Origin of the sequence: Yaniella halotolerans DSM 15476 (genome assembly GCF_000420805.1) — a bacterium.
GTDB classification, from domain to species: Bacteria; Actinomycetota; Actinomycetes; order Actinomycetales; family Micrococcaceae; genus Yaniella; species Yaniella halotolerans.
This window is the reverse complement of record NZ_ATVQ01000002.1, coordinates 217,337-232,746: the sequence shown is the minus strand read 5'-3', so window position 1 is coordinate 232,746 and position 15,410 is coordinate 217,337. Positions and strand designations below refer to the sequence as shown.

16 protein-coding genes are annotated in these 15,410 nt (G+C 53.1%); 11 read left to right on the top strand and 5 right to left on the bottom strand.

The genetic code is table 11. The features are described 5' to 3' along the window. The first annotated feature begins 12 nt into the window (after positions 1-12). The 8 genes from G583_RS15210 (at position 13) to G583_RS0108575 (ending at position 9,402) form a co-directional block, all read left to right on the top strand. Positions 13-996 (top strand): FKBP-type peptidyl-prolyl cis-trans isomerase, encoded by a 984-nt coding sequence (locus G583_RS15210; protein ID WP_022870780.1) that lies wholly within the window; start codon positions 13-15, stop codon positions 994-996. A 33-nt stretch (positions 997-1,029) separates the two neighbouring features. Continuing rightward, the gene (locus G583_RS0108605) at positions 1,030-1,425 is read left to right on the top strand and encodes an FKBP-type peptidyl-prolyl cis-trans isomerase (RefSeq protein ID WP_022870779.1); all 396 of its coding nucleotides are present in this window, start codon (positions 1,030-1,032) and stop codon (positions 1,423-1,425) included. 2 nt (positions 1,426-1,427) lie between these two features. Continuing rightward, positions 1,428-3,428, top strand: coding sequence for a helix-turn-helix transcriptional regulator (locus G583_RS0108600; protein WP_022870778.1), 2,001 nt, complete (start codon positions 1,428-1,430; stop codon positions 3,426-3,428). 48 nt (positions 3,429-3,476) lie between these two features. Continuing rightward, positions 3,477-3,761 (top strand): Sec-independent protein translocase subunit TatA, encoded by a 285-nt coding sequence (gene tatA, locus G583_RS0108595; RefSeq protein ID WP_029629423.1) that lies wholly within the window; start codon positions 3,477-3,479, stop codon positions 3,759-3,761. Positions 3,762-3,851: 90 nt separating this feature from the next. Next, on the top strand, positions 3,852-4,649 hold the full coding sequence (gene tatC / locus G583_RS0108590; protein WP_245540607.1) for a twin-arginine translocase subunit TatC: 798 nt from the start codon (positions 3,852-3,854) through the stop codon (positions 4,647-4,649). 11 nt (positions 4,650-4,660) lie between these two features. Then, positions 4,661-7,594: a DEAD/DEAH box helicase gene (locus G583_RS15205; protein ID WP_022870777.1), complete on the top strand. Its 2,934-nt coding sequence runs from the start codon at positions 4,661-4,663 to the stop codon at positions 7,592-7,594. Continuing rightward, positions 7,591-8,586, top strand: coding sequence for an amidohydrolase family protein (locus G583_RS0108580; RefSeq protein WP_022870776.1), 996 nt, complete (start codon positions 7,591-7,593; stop codon positions 8,584-8,586). Before G583_RS15205 ends, G583_RS0108580 begins: the two co-directional genes overlap by 4 nt. Before the next feature lie 84 nt (positions 8,587-8,670). Further along, entirely contained in the window at positions 8,671-9,402 is a 732-nt protein-coding gene (locus tag G583_RS0108575) for a polyprenol monophosphomannose synthase (protein ID WP_022870775.1), read from the top strand. A 75-nt stretch (positions 9,403-9,477) separates the two neighbouring features. Here G583_RS0108575 and G583_RS0108570 read toward each other — a convergent pair whose 3' ends face one another. The 3 genes from G583_RS0108570 to G583_RS0108560 all read right to left on the bottom strand — a co-directional run bounded on the left by G583_RS0108570 (position 9,478) and on the right by G583_RS0108560 (position 11,579). Beyond that, the gene (locus G583_RS0108570) at positions 9,478-9,825 is read right to left on the bottom strand and encodes an RNA polymerase-binding protein RbpA (protein WP_022870774.1); all 348 of its coding nucleotides are present in this window, start codon (positions 9,823-9,825) and stop codon (positions 9,478-9,480) included. 77 nt (positions 9,826-9,902) lie between these two features. Continuing rightward, the gene (locus G583_RS15200; protein ID WP_022870773.1) at positions 9,903-11,030 is read right to left on the bottom strand and encodes an SPFH domain-containing protein; all 1,128 of its coding nucleotides are present in this window, start codon (positions 11,028-11,030) and stop codon (positions 9,903-9,905) included. 81 nt (positions 11,031-11,111) lie between these two features. Further along, on the bottom strand, positions 11,112-11,579 hold the full coding sequence (locus G583_RS0108560) for an NfeD family protein (RefSeq protein ID WP_022870772.1): 468 nt from the start codon (positions 11,577-11,579) through the stop codon (positions 11,112-11,114). 181 nt (positions 11,580-11,760) lie between these two features. Between G583_RS0108560 and G583_RS16370 the strand changes: the two genes are divergently transcribed. Beyond that, on the top strand, positions 11,761-12,363 hold the full coding sequence (locus G583_RS16370) for a maltokinase N-terminal cap-like domain-containing protein (RefSeq protein ID WP_022870771.1): 603 nt from the start codon (positions 11,761-11,763) through the stop codon (positions 12,361-12,363). A gap of 285 nt (positions 12,364-12,648) precedes the next feature. Here the strand turns inward: G583_RS16370 and G583_RS16365 are convergent, their stop codons facing one another. Beyond that, positions 12,649-13,323, bottom strand: coding sequence for a hypothetical protein (locus G583_RS16365; protein ID WP_156832086.1), 675 nt, complete (start codon positions 13,321-13,323; stop codon positions 12,649-12,651). A 66-nt stretch (positions 13,324-13,389) separates the two neighbouring features. Between G583_RS16365 and G583_RS15185 the strand changes: the two genes are divergently transcribed. Continuing rightward, positions 13,390-13,797, top strand: a complete 408-nt coding sequence (locus tag G583_RS15185) for a DUF3054 domain-containing protein (RefSeq protein ID WP_084677332.1) — start codon at positions 13,390-13,392, stop codon at positions 13,795-13,797. A 30-nt stretch (positions 13,798-13,827) separates the two neighbouring features. Next, complete coding sequence (locus G583_RS0108540) at positions 13,828-14,103, top strand: Lrp/AsnC family transcriptional regulator (protein ID WP_022870768.1); 276 nt, start codon at positions 13,828-13,830, stop codon at positions 14,101-14,103. A 70-nt stretch (positions 14,104-14,173) separates the two neighbouring features. Here the strand turns inward: G583_RS0108540 and trpD are convergent, their stop codons facing one another. After that, entirely contained in the window at positions 14,174-15,208 is a 1,035-nt protein-coding gene (gene trpD / locus G583_RS0108535) for an anthranilate phosphoribosyltransferase (protein ID WP_022870767.1), read from the bottom strand. Between the last annotated feature and the right edge of the window lie 202 nt (positions 15,209-15,410).

The window sequence follows — 15,410 nt, the reverse complement described above, 5'->3', positions numbered from 1 at the left end:
ACAAGGAACCACATGTCAACGAAATACAGCCGCCCCAAACTCGCAACCACTGCGGGTATTCTCCTCACCGCGGCGCTGGCCCTGCCCGCCTGCGCGTCTGACGACGGCGAGGACACCGAAGACAATGCGGGGCAGGTCGAAGATCCCGACGTTGAAATCTCCTATGAGATCTCCGAGGACACCGAAGAAGTCGAAATTGACGGCGAGCTCGAACTTGATCAGCCAGCAGCGTGGGTCATCAATGAAGGGGACGGCGAACCCGTTGAAGAAGGCGACCTGATGCAAATTTTGACCGCCAATATCGATATGAACAACCAAGAAGTACAGAGTCACGACTTCGATCTGGGTGGGTCGACACTACAGCTCAGCGATGAATTTGCTTCCACCAATCCGCAAGCATACGAAGCCATGACGGGCGCCCCTCTCGGCTCTGATATTGCGTTCTACCTGCCCGCTGACACCTTGGGCGAAGGTACACCCGCCTACCTGAACATTATTGCGCTTGAAGATACTGTTCCAATGCATGCCACCGGCGAAGAGGTCGATGCTGCCGAACTGGATGATTCGCTGCCGTCAGTGAGCCTCGATGAAGAAACCCAGGCACCATCGATCGAAACTCCTGAAGGCACGCCACCAGAAGACTTGGTTGTCGACGTGCTGAAACAAGGAGACGGCCCAGAAGTACAAGCCGAGTCCTATGTGACCATCCACTACCGAGGTGTCTCCTGGTCCGACGGCGAAGAATTCGACTCGTCTTGGGGTGAAGAGAACACCGGCGCACCTGCCCAATTTGAACTGCAACAACTGATCTCAGGTTGGCAACAGGGCCTCGAGGGCCAAAAGGTTGGATCCCAGGTCATCATGTCGGTCCCACCACAACTGGCCTATGGCGAGCAAGAAGATCACGAGCTGGCAGATGAAACCCTAGTATTCGTCGTCGACATTCTGCACTCCGCTGACCCTATGCCAGCTGAAAATCCTGAAGCTACCGAATAAATCCCATACCGACAACCGAAACGAGGAGACCACATGTCATTTGGCAAACGCGAACTGGACCGCACCCGCCCAGAAATCGATTTCCCTGGTGATACACCGCCAGAAGACCTGGTGGTTGAAGACATCATCGAGGGGACCGGCACAGAAGTCATTGCTGGCTCACCCATCTCATGCCACTACGTAGGCGTAGCATGGTCCACCGGCGCTGAGTTCGACGCCTCTTGGAATCGCGGCGAACCACTGGACTTCACCGCAGGCATCGGGCAAGTCATCACTGGTTGGGACCAGGGACTACTGGGCATGAAATCCGGCGGCCGTCGTCGTCTCGAAATCCCCCCGCACCTGGCCTACGGGGAAAACGGTGCCGGTAACGATATCGGTCCAAATGAGACGCTCATCTTCGTAGTTGACCTGGTCGAGGTCCGCTAACCGTGTCCCGTTCCGCGGAACGCATCGTTTCGCTGCTCTGGCTTCTGCTAGAAGCCGGAGCAAACGGACGCACCAAAAATGACATATTCACCTATCTCTATGACCACCAAAACACCAGTACGGCGGCCAAACAGCGCCAATTTTCTCGAGACAAAGAGGCGCTGACCACCATTGGGGTGCCCGTGGAATTCGATCAACATATAACCGCCGACGGCGTCTACACGATCGATCACGACCGGCTCTACCTCCCCGATCTGGAATTGACCGATGAGGAAATCCTGGCACTACACCAGGCGCGTGCCCTGTGGATGAAGACCCCGATAGAAGATGCTATCCATACTGCACTAGCTCGTATGACCGCAGGCCAACCGACGAGTCGCCCGTTCGTTGGCGCCCAGCTTGCCACGGGACAATCGTTATTGACCGATATCGTGGCGGCAACCCGTGAACAAGCACCCATCAGCTTCAGCTACCGCACCGTGGGCCGCCAAGAGATTACCACCCGACGGTTGCGCCCCTGGGCAGTCTTTATGGTGCACCAACACTGGTACGTGGTGGGCTGGGACTTAGATCGCGGGGACGAGCGAATCTTCCGGCTCTCCCGTATTGAGTCCAACGCGATTACCGTGCTGCCCAACGACGCGCTCACAGGACAACGAGAAGCATCGTTACGACCGGAACAGTTCAGCATAGACGCTATCCGCTCACGCTTGTACACCGAGCAAACTGCCACCGAGGCATATGTTTGGATTGCTGAGAACGTCAGCAGCAGTCTTCGTGTTCGTGCTGATATTGTGCAACGGTCATCAGGGTGGGAGCTGTTGCACTTCACTTACCGCGACCCGTTGAAGGTAGCTGCCAGCATCACTGCATTGACCACCGGTGCGCACGTTGATTTACAGCGCAGCCCAGAGCTCGCTGAACTTGTCGACGACCGCACCGCTATGGTCCGCGACGCCCACACCGGGGCTTCCGCATTGTCGGTACCAGAACTTACCAAAGTCGCTCGAACCCGTAGAAGAACCGGAGATAAAGACGTGATTTCACGTCGTCTCGGGATCGTTGCCGTGGTGAACCAAAACGGTGGAGCAATGTCTCGCGAGCAGGTATGTCAGCGCTTCGCTATCGACGATGCAACGTTAACTGAAGATCTATCCGCCATGCAATTTTGGGGCATGCCAGAAACGGATTTCGCTGGCGGACAGTTCGAGGTCGATCCACACGCTGATCCAGTTGAGATCTCCAACGCTGAGTTATTAGCACAACCCTGGCGACTCTCTGCGCCAGAAGCTCTCGGCCTGATATCCGGGCTCAAAGCGGTTCCAACCATCCCGGGAATTAGTCCTGTACAGCAGACAGCTGCCCAAACCCTTGGGAACAAACTTCGCGATGCCATCGATCTTGTGGATCCGCCAGCAGGAACTGAAGAGCATATTGTTCATCCAGATCTGAGCCTAGGGGAGGACGACGAAGTTACCGAAGTACTCCATCATGCAGCTCGACTGCACCAGGTTGTCAGCATAAGCTACTACTCAGAATCATCGGGTGGCATCAGCATTCGCGACATAGAACCCCTGCAATTGGTCTACGCTTCGGGCCACGGGTACGTACATGCCTGGTGCCAAGAAACTGCAGACCACCGCACATTCCGTGTGGACCGAATCGGTGCAGCCACAATGACAGACCGATATTTTGACCCTGCACGTCGCCGTCTACCGCAAAGCCCTGTTGCGCCAACGATGACCGATGAAGCTGTCACAGTTATCATCCATGCCACCCACCGGTATCGTGATGTCATCAGCGCCTATCACCCAACTGCGACAGCCATCGCTGACGATGGTTCTACCTATGCCCAACTGGCATTCCAAACACTGACCCCGTTGTTAGACTTACTGGCAACACACGCAGGACAAATCATCGTTGTCCAACCGCAAGAGGTACGCGAAGCTATCTGGGAGATGACAAACGGCACTATGCCAACTCATCAGGGCTCGACCCGGTAAGCTCAATGGCAGCTGTACAATAGAGTCAGCTGCATAGAAAGGTAGACTATGAACATCTTCAGGAACCCAGTCATTCTTCTGGTGCTGGTTCTGCTGGCATTCTTGCTCTTTGGCGCCAATAAGTTGCCAAAAATGGCACGGAACATGGGTCAGTCGATGCGCATTCTCAAGTCTGAAGTCAAAGAAATGAAATCGGACGGTAAGGGTTCTGAAAGCGCCAAAACCTCTAAAGAATCCGACGCGCAAGAAGACGAATCTGCTGTCGAAGGCACCGTAATCCCTCAAAGCGAAAAATCTGCGAATTCTGGCTCGGAAGAACAGCGTTCGAATTAACCTGTAGCCGAGTCCATGACTTCAACTGATCACCGTTCTTCGTCGAAGAAAAAAGGACGTACAAAACGTTCACGATCTCCCGAAGGACAAATGTCGCTTCGCCAGCACCTGCGGGAATTGCGCACTAGGTTCTTTAAAGCGGGCCTTGCAATCCTGTTGGGAACGATTATCGGCTTTATCGTCTACCAGCCGGCCTTCACCATACTGACTGAGCCAATTACAAGCTTGTCTACTGAAGACGCACCGGTCGAGGTGATGTTCTCCTCCGTAGCGCAGCCTTTTGACATCATGTTGCAGGTTGCTCTATTTATTGGCCTGATTCTTGCGTCACCGATGTGGTTGTACCAAATTTGGGCATTCATCGTGCCTGGCTTGCGCAAGCATGAACGCCGATATGCAATGGGCTTCATCGCAGCTGCTGTCCCCTTGTTCGTTGGAGGTATTGCCCTCGGGTGGTTCGCGCTTCCACAGGCGATGGCCTTCTTTACTTCCTTGACTCCCGACGGCAGTGCCCACCGTGTCATGGCGACCGTTTACATCCCCTTCGTCACACGACTCCTCCTGGCATTTGGCGTCGCCCTAGTTATACCCGTGGTACTAGTCGGACTGAACATGGCAGGAATTCTGGAAGGCAAGACCATGCTAAAACACTGGCGTATCTCAGTGTTTTTGATCGCTGTCATCGCAGCAATGGGCGCCCCAGGCTCGGATGTCATGACCATGTTCTATCTCGGTGCGCCGCTTGCCCTACTCTTCGCGCTGGCACTCGGGATAGCGTTACTAACTGATCGTCGGCGCTCAAAGAAAGCGGCCAAGAATGGTACCGTCGGCGAAGCAGAGATTCAGCGCGGGGCACAGCCACTGTCTGAAATTACTCGTGAGGACTAGCATTACACCATATGTGTGCCGATACCCCTGATCATCAGCATCAAGACCTCTCTCCATCGGAACGCTACGCTGCTTCAAGAAGGCGCGCAGAATTCGCCAAGACCGAATTGGGCAAGTTTTCAGCCGACCTAAAGTTCCCCATGGACGGTTTCCAATACGAAGCAGCCGAGCATTTAGAAGACGGGCACGCAGTTCTGGTCGCGGCGCCGACCGGCGCCGGCAAAACAGTTGTGGCGGAGTTTGCGATTCACCTGGCGCTGGCTCAAGGCAAGAAAGCCTTCTACACTACTCCTATCAAGGCCCTGAGTAATCAGAAGTACACTGATTTAGTTGACACTTATGGGAGCGAAAAAGTCGGCCTACTGACCGGCGATACATCTCGTAACCCCCATGCCCAAATCGTCGTCATGACCACCGAGGTCCTGCGCAATATGTTGTACGCAGAATCCGATACCTTGGAAAATCTGGGGTATGTGGTGATGGACGAAGTCCACTATCTGGCAGACCGCCACCGTGGGGCCGTGTGGGAAGAAGTCATCATTCACCTGCCGGAATCAGTACAGCTCGTGGCCCTATCAGCCACTGTCTCGAACGCTGAAGAATTTGGCGCCTGGTTAGACACTGTGCGGGGTTCTACCACCGTAGTAGTCTCCGAGCATCGTCCCGTACCGCTGTGGCAACACGTCATGGTCGGAAGAGACCTTTACGATCTGTTTTCAATGACCGGGGATCAGCAACCGACAAGCCAAGTAAACCCTGAGTTAGCCCAACTCGCCGAACTGGCCCGTAGAGACGCCCAGTCCAACGACTGGGGCCGCCCGGGATCACGTTCGCGAAACCGGCAACGTACGCGGGGTGGTCGCCGACAAGGTAACCGTCGGCAATCCGATTTTTCAGCATCACGTAACGCCAACGATCGACCACAATCCCAGCGCAAAGACATGCGGGTCTCGCGTCCTCAAATGATACGGACCTTATCCCGGGAGGGACTGCTGCCGTGCATCGGTTTTATATTCTCCCGAAACGGCTGCGAAGCTGCCGTGGAGCAGTGCTTGAACGCCGGATTGGATCTCACCACCGATAGCGAAAAACGCCAGATTTTAGAGACAGTAGACCGCGCTGCAACAGTCTTAGCCGAACAGGATCGTGACGCTTTAGGTTTCTGGAACTTCCGCGACAGCCTACGTCGAGGTTTCGCTTCCCACCACGCAGGCTTACTACCCCTGTTCAAAGAAATTGTCGAAGAACTCTTTGCAACCGGACTTGTCAAAGCAGTTTTTGCTACCGAGACACTTGCGTTGGGTATCAACATGCCTGCACGTACCGTCGTCATCGAACGACTCGTGAAATTCGATGGTGAATCGCACAAGGACATCACACCAGGGGAGTACACTCAGCTCACCGGACGTGCGGGACGACGTGGTATCGACGTCGAAGGACACGCCGTGGTGATGTGGCAGCCGGGTCTCGATCCTTCCGCCGTAGCTGGGCTCGCAGCACGCCGTACGTATCCGCTAAATTCCTCGTTCAAACCCACGTACAACATGGCGGTCAATCTCTTGGCCAGTTTTGGCCGCGAACGCTCCCGCAATATTCTTGAGTCCTCGTTCGCCCAGTTTCAGGCTGATCGTTCTGTCGTTGGTGTAGCTCAAGAAGTTCAACGCCAAGAACGCTCCTTAACCGGGTACGAAGAAGCTATGGAATGCCACCTGGGGGATTTTACAGAGTACGCACGACTGCGGCAGGAAGTCTCAAAAGCCGAAAAAGCTGCCTCCCGATCACGCAATCGTGTACGTCGTCGCGCTATTATGGAGTCGCTGAATAAGCTTGCTGAAGGTGACATTATCGATGTGCAGGGCACGAGAAATCTTGGTACTTCGGTTGTCGTTTCAGCTGCTGGTAATCCGACCAACCCACGGGTAGGAGTCGTTACTTCCAAAGGACAATTGCGACGGCTCTCAACGGATGAAATGGAAGAGCCGGTTATACCATTTGCCGGCGTCGAGCTTCCACGCAAGCTGCTGACGAAGTCTCCAAAGCATCGAAAGAACATCGCAGGATGGATGCATGGAGCTATCAGCCAGCAGCTACCTCCTATCTCTGATGGCAAGGCACCCGTTGGCTTCCGGTATAAAGATGAACACGATCTCAACCGGTTAGAAGAACTCCGCGCAGAACTGCATGCTCACCCCTGTCATGGCTGCCCAGACCGTGAGCAACATCAAGTTTGGGCGAACCGGTGGAATAAGCTTCGAGTCGAAGCTGACAAGAATATTGCCAAAATCCAAGGTCGAACCAACACGATCGCTAGAACATTCGACCGGATCATCAATTTACTGACTGACTTTGGCTATGTTGAAAATGATCGCATCACTGAACCAGGGCAATCCTTGCGCCGTATCTACGGTGATAGGGACCTACTGGTCTCGTTGCTCCTGCAATCAGGATTGATGGACGACATGGCGCCAGAAGACCTAGCGGGTTTTGCCGCTCTGCTGGTCTTTGAATCGTCTGCTGAAGAACAGATCTTCCAGCCAGCTATGCCAACACAGAAGCTCCAAGAAGCTTTGGATACCGTTGATGAGCACTGGTACAACCTGCAGCAGACGGAACGTCAAGCTGATTTGGTGGTTACAGCTCAACCGCACCCCGGTCTGGTTTGGCCCATCGTCCGTTGGGCGCGCGGCCACGAACTTTTGGCGTCATTAACCGGGGCTGACATGGCAGCGGGAGATTTCGTTCGGTGGGCACGGCAGGTCATGGATCTGTTGGGGCAGCTCGCATCCCTCGACGATACTCACCCAGACTTAGCACGCCGATGCCGACGAGCCAGAGACCTCGTCAACCGAGGAATTATTTCGTATTCCTCAACGGTCAAACTCCCGCATGCAACCGACGATATCGACGAGTACAACCCTATTGAACGACTGGATTTGAATCAGTGACTACCAGCCTGCTGTTAACCAACGGCTACATCCATTCCATCTCAGAGCCTTATGCCAATGCCCTCAATGCCGACAATGGCGTCGTGGCGTGGTTAGGCTCAGATGAAGCAGGGGAGCGGCTTGTGGCAGCTACTGTCACGGGTCCGGTACATACGAAGGACCTGCGCGGAACCCTGGTAACCCCAGCCTTTATCGATGGTTTCTCGAAAACTGACATTAAACCCGGTGATACGCGAAGCATGTTCAGTTCGATGATTCCCGGTGACAATCGCGTTTATTATGCATCACTTAATGCTGATCCTAGTGATGCTGACGGCCAATTTATTGCTTCAGCACAGCTTGATCAGTTGCCCGAGGTCATGGGAAGCATCAAACCACCTACACAATTGATGATCCAATCCGACAGTTCAGATCATCTCGACTACGTGCTGGAAGCTCTGTCACAACAAAACAACGCTGCCCTTATGCGCAGTCGACATCGGATTCTAGCGAATCACACAATGAGTCCGGAGCAGATCAGCAAGCTCGTGACACTGCATGCTTCCATCACCATAGTTCCCGCACACGTAGGATCCACACCGCAGATCCTCGCACCTGCTGCGTCCCTTATTTCAGCGGGCGTCCATGTTGCCTTGGGCACGGGGGAGTGGTCCGGTTCAATGTGGGAGCTCGTGACGGCCTTGATTGAAAATGAAGATACAGACGAGCGAATATCTACCCGCGCCGCATTTAACACCGTGTCTCGAGATGCTGTACGAGTCCTGCCCAACCGCATTGCACAAGCAAATATGGCAGCTGGACAGATTGCTGTAGGGGCACCCGCAAATTTGAACGTCTGGCAGGCAGATCAACTTGGAGTTCAGGCACCTGATGTGAGGGCTGCACACTGGTCGACAGACAAGCGAGCAGGCACAGCGCTACTGCCAATTTTGTCTTCGACCGACGAGCCACCCCGATTCCAGTTCTCCATCCGCAACGGTCAGATGGTCTAACTCCACTCAGACTCTCTAGTTAGAATCGATGGTTGGTCCAGGTTCATTAACCGTGATCATAGACATTGTACGAAAAGGACACTTGTGCGCGTATTGACGATTATTCCCACATACAACGAAGCTGAATCATTGCCGGGGACGCTGCAGCGACTTCGCGCAGCCGTGCCCGAATCCGACGTATTGGTGGTGGACGATAACTCACCAGATGGCACCGGTCTCTGGGCGGATGCACAAGCTGCAAAAGACGATCAGGTCTTCGTTCTACACCGACAGATCAAAGACGGCCTTGGCGGCGCGTATATCGCTGGGTTCCGGTGGGGGTTAGAGCGTGAATATGACGTATTGGTTGAAATGGATGCTGATGGCTCGCACCAACCAGAACAATTGCCAAGGTTATTACAGACCATCGATGAGGCAGATCTCGTGATCGGATCACGTCGTGTCCCCGGTGGCAAAATGGTCAATTGGCCATGGTACCGAAAGCTCTTGTCTATTGGGGGCTCGCTGTATCCGCAGATCCTCTTGGGACTGCGCCTAACTGACATTACCGCCGGCTTCCGTGCATACCGTGCAACTACGCTCGAAGCTATGGACCTGGATGCCGTTCAGTCCAAGGGCTACGGTTTCCAAGTAGACATGTCCTTTAGGACCGCGCAATTAGGCAAGCGTATTGTTGAAGTGCCAATTACCTTTACGGAACGTGAATTTGGTGAGTCCAAGATGTCGGGGAACATCATTACTGAAGCGTTCAGTAGCGTAACCCAATGGGGGCTTACCGCAAGAGTTCAAAAGCTCAAACAACGTTTTGGACGCTAGCAGATAAGACGAGAAAAGCGGGGCCCACAACTTTGGTTGTGGGCCCCGCTTTTCTCGATAAATAAAACTACGGTGTTAGGCGTCGACGTCCTCGCCACGGCGTACTCGCAATTTCTTAAGCTGACCTTCTAGAGTTTCCTCTAGCTCATCAATGCTGCGACGCTCTAGGAGCATGTCCCAGTGAGTACGCTGCGGTTTGGCATCATCGAGTACCGGTGTCTCACCGTCTACACGAAGAGCTTCTTTTCCAGATTTGGTGGTCCAGCTATCGGGTACATCAGCTTCAGCAGCGAAGGTTACGACAACCGATTCGCCATCTTCTGAGCGGTACTCAACTTGTTGACGTGGTGCAGGCTCGACACCTGCTTCGGTTTCCATAGACTGGGCACCGAGACGCATACCGCGCAATGAACGATCAGACATTCAGAATTTCCTCCAAGCAACTTTGCAGACAAGATAGTCTATCTAACTAGGCTTCGCGATGTACAACGCATTACGAGCTATTTTTGTTCCCCTGCGTTTCCTTTGTTTGGTGCATCCCGAAAGATATCTTCTTCAATTTCAGGTTCCGCCAACGCGTCTTCCAGAGAAGTATCTTCTAATTTCGGAGCCTTCGGCGCAACGTCAGCAATCTCTGCTGCAGTTGTTGGACGCTTTGCTCGTCGACTTTTTGGTGCTGGCGGGGGAGTCGGTGCGTCCGACGATGGTCCAGAATCACCTGAGCCGCCGCCCGGCGAAGTCGAACCACTCGGTCCAGCCTCTGGACCGTATGTGCCACTAAAACGGTTCAGTGCATCGGTAACTTCTGAAGGGATAATCCACATCTTAGACGAATCAGATTCTGCGATTTGGGGGAGTACCTGAAGGTACTGATAGGCCAACAAATCAGCATTTGGCTTACCCTCGTGGATAGCTTCGAAGACTGTCACAATGGCCTCTGCTTCAGCGTTCGCGCGCAGAATCGCCGCCTGAGCGTCACCCTCAGCCTCGAGAATAGCTGACTGACGTTGACCTTCAGCGGTTAAAATTTCCGACTGTTTCTGACCTTCAGCGGTCAAAATCGCAGCGCGTCGATCACGCTCAGCCCGCATCTGCTTTTCCATAGAATCCTGAATGGTTCGTGGGGGATCGATTGCTTTAATCTCAACACGGGAGACACGAAGACCCCATTTTGATGTGGCTTCGTCGAGAACCCCACGTAGCTGTGTATTGATAGCGTCGCGCGAAGTAAGTGTCTCTTCAAGGTTCATAAAACCAACCACGTTACGAATAGTTGTGGTGGTCAAGTTTTCCACGGCTGCAATATAGTTAGCGATTCCATAGGTCGCCGCTGTAGGGTCGTTGATTTGAAAATAGACCACCGTATCGATCGACACCACGAGGTTGTCTTCGGTAATGACTGGTTGCGGCGGAAACGTAACCACCTGTTCACGCATGTCGATCAGCGGGAGCATTTCATCAACAAACGGCACCATCATGGTAAGCCCCGCCATTTGAGTTCGCTGATATTTCCCAAGTCGTTGGATAATTCCACAGTGACCCTGCGGCACAATTTTGAATGACTTCGCCAAGATGGCTACCACGAAGATAGCCAACACAACGAAGAGGATAATTAGAAAAATCTCCACAGTGTTTTCCTCTATTGATCGTTGGTCTCGCTTTTATATGAACTGTCGCTACCCAAATAGACAGCGCCACATCTCTTCGGCCTATAGTTCAGACGAATCAGGGGTGAGAGCAACCCAAACAATGGCTCCTTCAATTTGCTGGATAACCACCGGTGTATCCATAGGAATCGGGATTGAACTGTAAGTCCGGGCAGACCAGATCTCGTTGCCGATACGAACTCTGCCCTGGCTCGTGGTGACTTCTTCTGTGACGTCACCCACGCTACCGACGTATCGATTTACGCTCCAGGGGGAGGGGCCGCTGTCATTTTCAGGACGTTTGGTGTCAAAACTCCGTAGCCAGATCAACGAAGCAATGGATATCACCGTGACGATGATGAACTGCACATAAATTGGCGCGCCCAAAACATCCGCTACAACTGCTGTTAGAGCCCCTGCGGAAATGAGGAGAAAAGTCATTTCACCGGTCATGACTTGCACACTGATGAGCAGCAACATCATGATCAGCCAAAAGGACCAGAAATTCTCAAGGATCCATTCAAGCATCATGGCCTCCCATATGTGTGTTCATATATTTAGGATACTTGTTACGCTCAACAATGTCGGCAGAATGACCCATCACACAGTGAAGATTTTACGATGCATCAGGGAGTAGCACACTAATGTGATTAAAGTCCTGGGCCCAAATGGGCGAGCTGAGATTTTTCAGGTCACCGCGTAGACTAGTTACATGGCCACAATTTATGTAGTAGAGACCAGCCCCACCAAAAAAGAGTTTGTAGCCGCATGGTTAGACAAACAGTTCTGGGGCGGTTCTGGAGAACCAGAACTTATCGGCACGTATCGCTTTGACGATACAGGTGGCGAAGTGGGCTTCGAAGGTTTCATTCTGAAGCGCGAAGACAAAATCTTGCATCTACCGATGACCTACAGGGCGGCGCCGCTGGAGGGTGCAGACGAATACCTCATCGTGAAAATGGACCACCCGGTGTTGGGTGACCGTTGGGCTTATGACGCGATGGCAGATCCAGTCGGAATTCATATGCTCAATCAGGCACTCGCTGGTGAAATCCAACAGGCAGACTTTCATTTCTATAACCAAGACGGGCAATATCAAGGTACTGAAGATTCCGACATCAGTATCTACATTCGAGGCGAACTCCCAGAAGATTGGGGAACCGTATCAGTTCATCATGTATTGGACCACTTAGACCAAGATGGTGGAGAACTTCGTCGTCTCGTCGGGCGCTGGGAAGATGCCTCAGCAACTCTCTTCGAACTTACACCGACTCAGATCACTCCAACAGATACTCAACCCATCATTTCGGAGTAATTAACGAAGAATTCCGAACTGTCTAAAACGCCGATAATCTACATTATGTAAAGTTGACTGTTTTAGGCTACCCCTTCTGGATTTTCCGGAAGGCATGTTGATTGATTGCATGCTTTTTGGTTCACTCATCCCCAGCAAAGCTGGCTTCACGACCCAACCCGTGAACATGAGGCAACATCGGAACGCACGATTTTACTTCAACACCCATTAATCCTGGTCCTTGGCTTAGGAGCATCCAGGATCGCTCGCCCACTTACGACGGCACTTCTACTGCCCTCGATGGAATCAGGATTGCATAAGCTCAGACAGCTGTTGCGCCAGCCAGTATGCAACTCTACGAGATTCATACCAATATCCTGCCTGCAGACGAGAAGACACAGCCTGCTGAGATACGCTGAGATGCTCAGCCGCGGCCCTCTGGGATGAGCCAGCATTGATCATGAGGCCAGCTTCTTGCCCTTCAACGGATCGACGACGCTCAATCGAGCACAAAAGCTGCATTCCCGCTTCTATCAAACCTAAAGCAGGAGCACTGCCCGCTCCTACAAGGGAATTGCCTTGTGCCATCATCACCTGCACTCCCCCGGGCGCTCTTGTCGCATCAAGTGACTCGAGTTCCTGAACCTGCTTCCCCATTAAATCGCCTGATTCGCCATGAGACCAGTCAAACTCATGGACCTGATCCTTGTCGAGAAGGGCCGTTAAATTCACACCCCATGACCCCGATCTTGCCGCAGAAAGTATAAAACCAACCACCTCATCGGCGGACCTGAGCCAGCCCTGAACTTGGCGCTGACCAACCTTCTGAAAACTCGCCACCGGTCCTCCCCCAGTCTCCGGTTGGACGGTCAAAGAATCTGTGAGCTGCTCTATTATCTGAGCTGCATCGCCCTGGGAAATATTTTTCATCACAGTTAGTGTCACGCGGAACATGTCAACAACCTTACGTCCTTGTATCATGCATTGATGCTAGGCAGGGCCTCGCGTCTACTATCTGAGTGCCATTAGCTGTCCTAGACTGTTGGCATGGCCACGACCCCACAATCCTCTCCCCCGGTTGCTTCGAAGTCCACCGTAAGCATGATGCTCGGCATCGATGCGGTCCTTATTATTATTTTTGCCATAATAGGTGTTTCGTCCCATGATGGTGACCTGGGTTTTCTCAATATTGCCCGTGTAGCGTTGCCGTTTATGCTGCCGTATCTCCTTTTATCTGTTGCAATAAAACCGGGGAGGCTCATCCATAATGTTTTTCCTGCCGGAATTGCCTTATGGATTATCACAGTGATTCTTGGACCGATCCTGCGGGCAATACTGTTCCGAGACTCGTCTGAGTTCGCGTTCGTTCTTGTCACCGCTGGAGTATTGGGTGTCCTCCTCATAGGTCGACGCAGCATTTCTACACTGGTGAGCCGCCGAGGTAAAAACGCCTAAACTAGACCCACAGACTTCCTGAGGAGGACCATGGTAACCGCATTCGTCATGATCAGAACAGATACGAACCGTATCCCTGAAATTGCTACTGAGCTAGCCGATAAGGAAGGCATAACTCAGGTGTACTCGGTGACCGGAGCTTGGGATCTCATTGCTATGGTCCGGGTTCGTGAATTTGACCAGTTGGAAGATGTCATTTCCGATCGACTCTCGAAGGTCGAGGGCATTAAAGACACTGAAACACATCTAGCATTCCGCGCCTATTCTCAGCACGACCTCGAAGAAGGGTTTGCGCTGGGCTTCTAGGTGTAAGCGAGTATTCATAGACGAAATGCTGCCTGCTGTTTTTGCAGGCAGCATTTTCGCGTCTAGAGATTCACTGCTCGTGAGGTCGAGAGACGTTGACCCAACTATTTAGGACGTGCTGCGCTGCACCAGAGTCGATTGACTCTTCCGCTCGCTCCATATTTGCCCGGAGACGATCAAATAGGTGCCCATCTGCGCTCATGTCGTAGGCCGTTAACCCCGCAGCGGTATTGAGTAGGACAGCGTCACGCACTGGGCCAGGCGCGCCCGCCAACATGTCCCGGACTATACCGGCGTTGTGCGTGCCATCACGGCCTGCCAACGCCTCAACAGGAACAATGTTGATACCAAAATCTTGCGGGTTGAGTTCGTGCTGTTCGACCTGACCGTCGCGCACCTCAAAAATTGTTGTGGATCCGGAGGTTGTGATCTTGTCACGACCGTCCGATCCGCGAAATACCAAACCACGCACATCCCTGTCCGCCAAGACCCCGGCTAGAAGTGGAGCCATGACCTCAGATGCGCAACCAAGAGCTTGCGCTTGTGCTCGGACGGGATTGGAGAGTGGACCGAGGTAGTTGAATGCAGTCGGTACACCAAGCTGCTTACGTGCCGGCGCTACATAGCGCATCGAGGGGTGATACTCCTGGGCAAAGAGGAAAGTTATACCCGCTTCGTCCAGCGATTCCTTGGCACGGGACTGCGTCAGGTTGAGGTCTACACCCAGGGCCTCGATAACGTCGGCCGCTCCTGCAGTGGATGACGAACCGCGGTTGCCGTGTTTTACGATACGAGCGCCTGCCCCGACTGCAACAAGAGATGACATCGTTGAGAGATTGACTGTGCCAAGACGATCTCCACCGGTACCCACAATATCCAGTACGTTCGAGGGCAGGTCCACTGACACTGCCTCGTCGAGCATCGCATCGGCGAGCCCTAGCAGTTCCTCAACGGTCTCCCCTTTCGTGGAAAGTGCCATGAGGAACCCCGCGATTTGGGCATCGGTGGCAATCCCCGACATCATTTCCTGCATGGCCCACGCGGCTTGTTCCTGCGTCAAATGCTGTTGACTTGAAACTGCAGATAATACGGTGGGCCAATTCATGTGCGACGCTTCCTAAGGACTGACGGATTCCTCTTTACTGACCATCATCCTATTACCTATCACGCAGCACTGACTGCACATAACTCCGCAAGGCCCGCACAGCTCGAATGACTCGCACTGGAAAGTGCCCAGGAGCTTAACAATTCAGCACCTTCTGGAAGTCAAAAAGGCTCAAAAATCCTGACCCTCAGAGCAACGAAAA

Bases quoted from the DNA above. Each gene is read 5' to 3' on its own strand.
- G583_RS15185 (WP_084677332.1), top strand. From the start codon at position 13,390: ATGGCCACGACCCCACAATCCTCTCCCCCGGTTGCTTCGAAGTCCACC.
- trpD (WP_022870767.1), bottom strand. From the start codon at position 15,208: ATGAATTGGCCCACCGTATTATCTGCAGTTTCAAGTCAACAGCATTTG.
- G583_RS16370 (WP_022870771.1), top strand. From the start codon at position 11,761: ATGGCCACAATTTATGTAGTAGAGACCAGCCCCACCAAAAAAGAGTTT.
- tatC (WP_245540607.1), top strand. From the start codon at position 3,852: ATGTCGCTTCGCCAGCACCTGCGGGAATTGCGCACTAGGTTCTTTAAA.
- G583_RS0108540 (WP_022870768.1), top strand. From the start codon at position 13,828: ATGGTAACCGCATTCGTCATGATCAGAACAGATACGAACCGTATCCCT.
- G583_RS15210 (WP_022870780.1), top strand. From the start codon at position 13: ATGTCAACGAAATACAGCCGCCCCAAACTCGCAACCACTGCGGGTATT.
- tatA (WP_029629423.1), top strand. From the start codon at position 3,477: ATGAACATCTTCAGGAACCCAGTCATTCTTCTGGTGCTGGTTCTGCTG.
- G583_RS16365 (WP_156832086.1), bottom strand. From the start codon at position 13,323: ATGATACAAGGACGTAAGGTTGTTGACATGTTCCGCGTGACACTAACT.
- G583_RS0108570 (WP_022870774.1), bottom strand. From the start codon at position 9,825: ATGTCTGATCGTTCATTGCGCGGTATGCGTCTCGGTGCCCAGTCTATG.
- G583_RS0108560 (WP_022870772.1), bottom strand. From the start codon at position 11,579: ATGATGCTTGAATGGATCCTTGAGAATTTCTGGTCCTTTTGGCTGATC.
- G583_RS15205 (WP_022870777.1), top strand. From the start codon at position 4,661: ATGTGTGCCGATACCCCTGATCATCAGCATCAAGACCTCTCTCCATCG.
- G583_RS0108605 (WP_022870779.1), top strand. From the start codon at position 1,030: ATGTCATTTGGCAAACGCGAACTGGACCGCACCCGCCCAGAAATCGAT.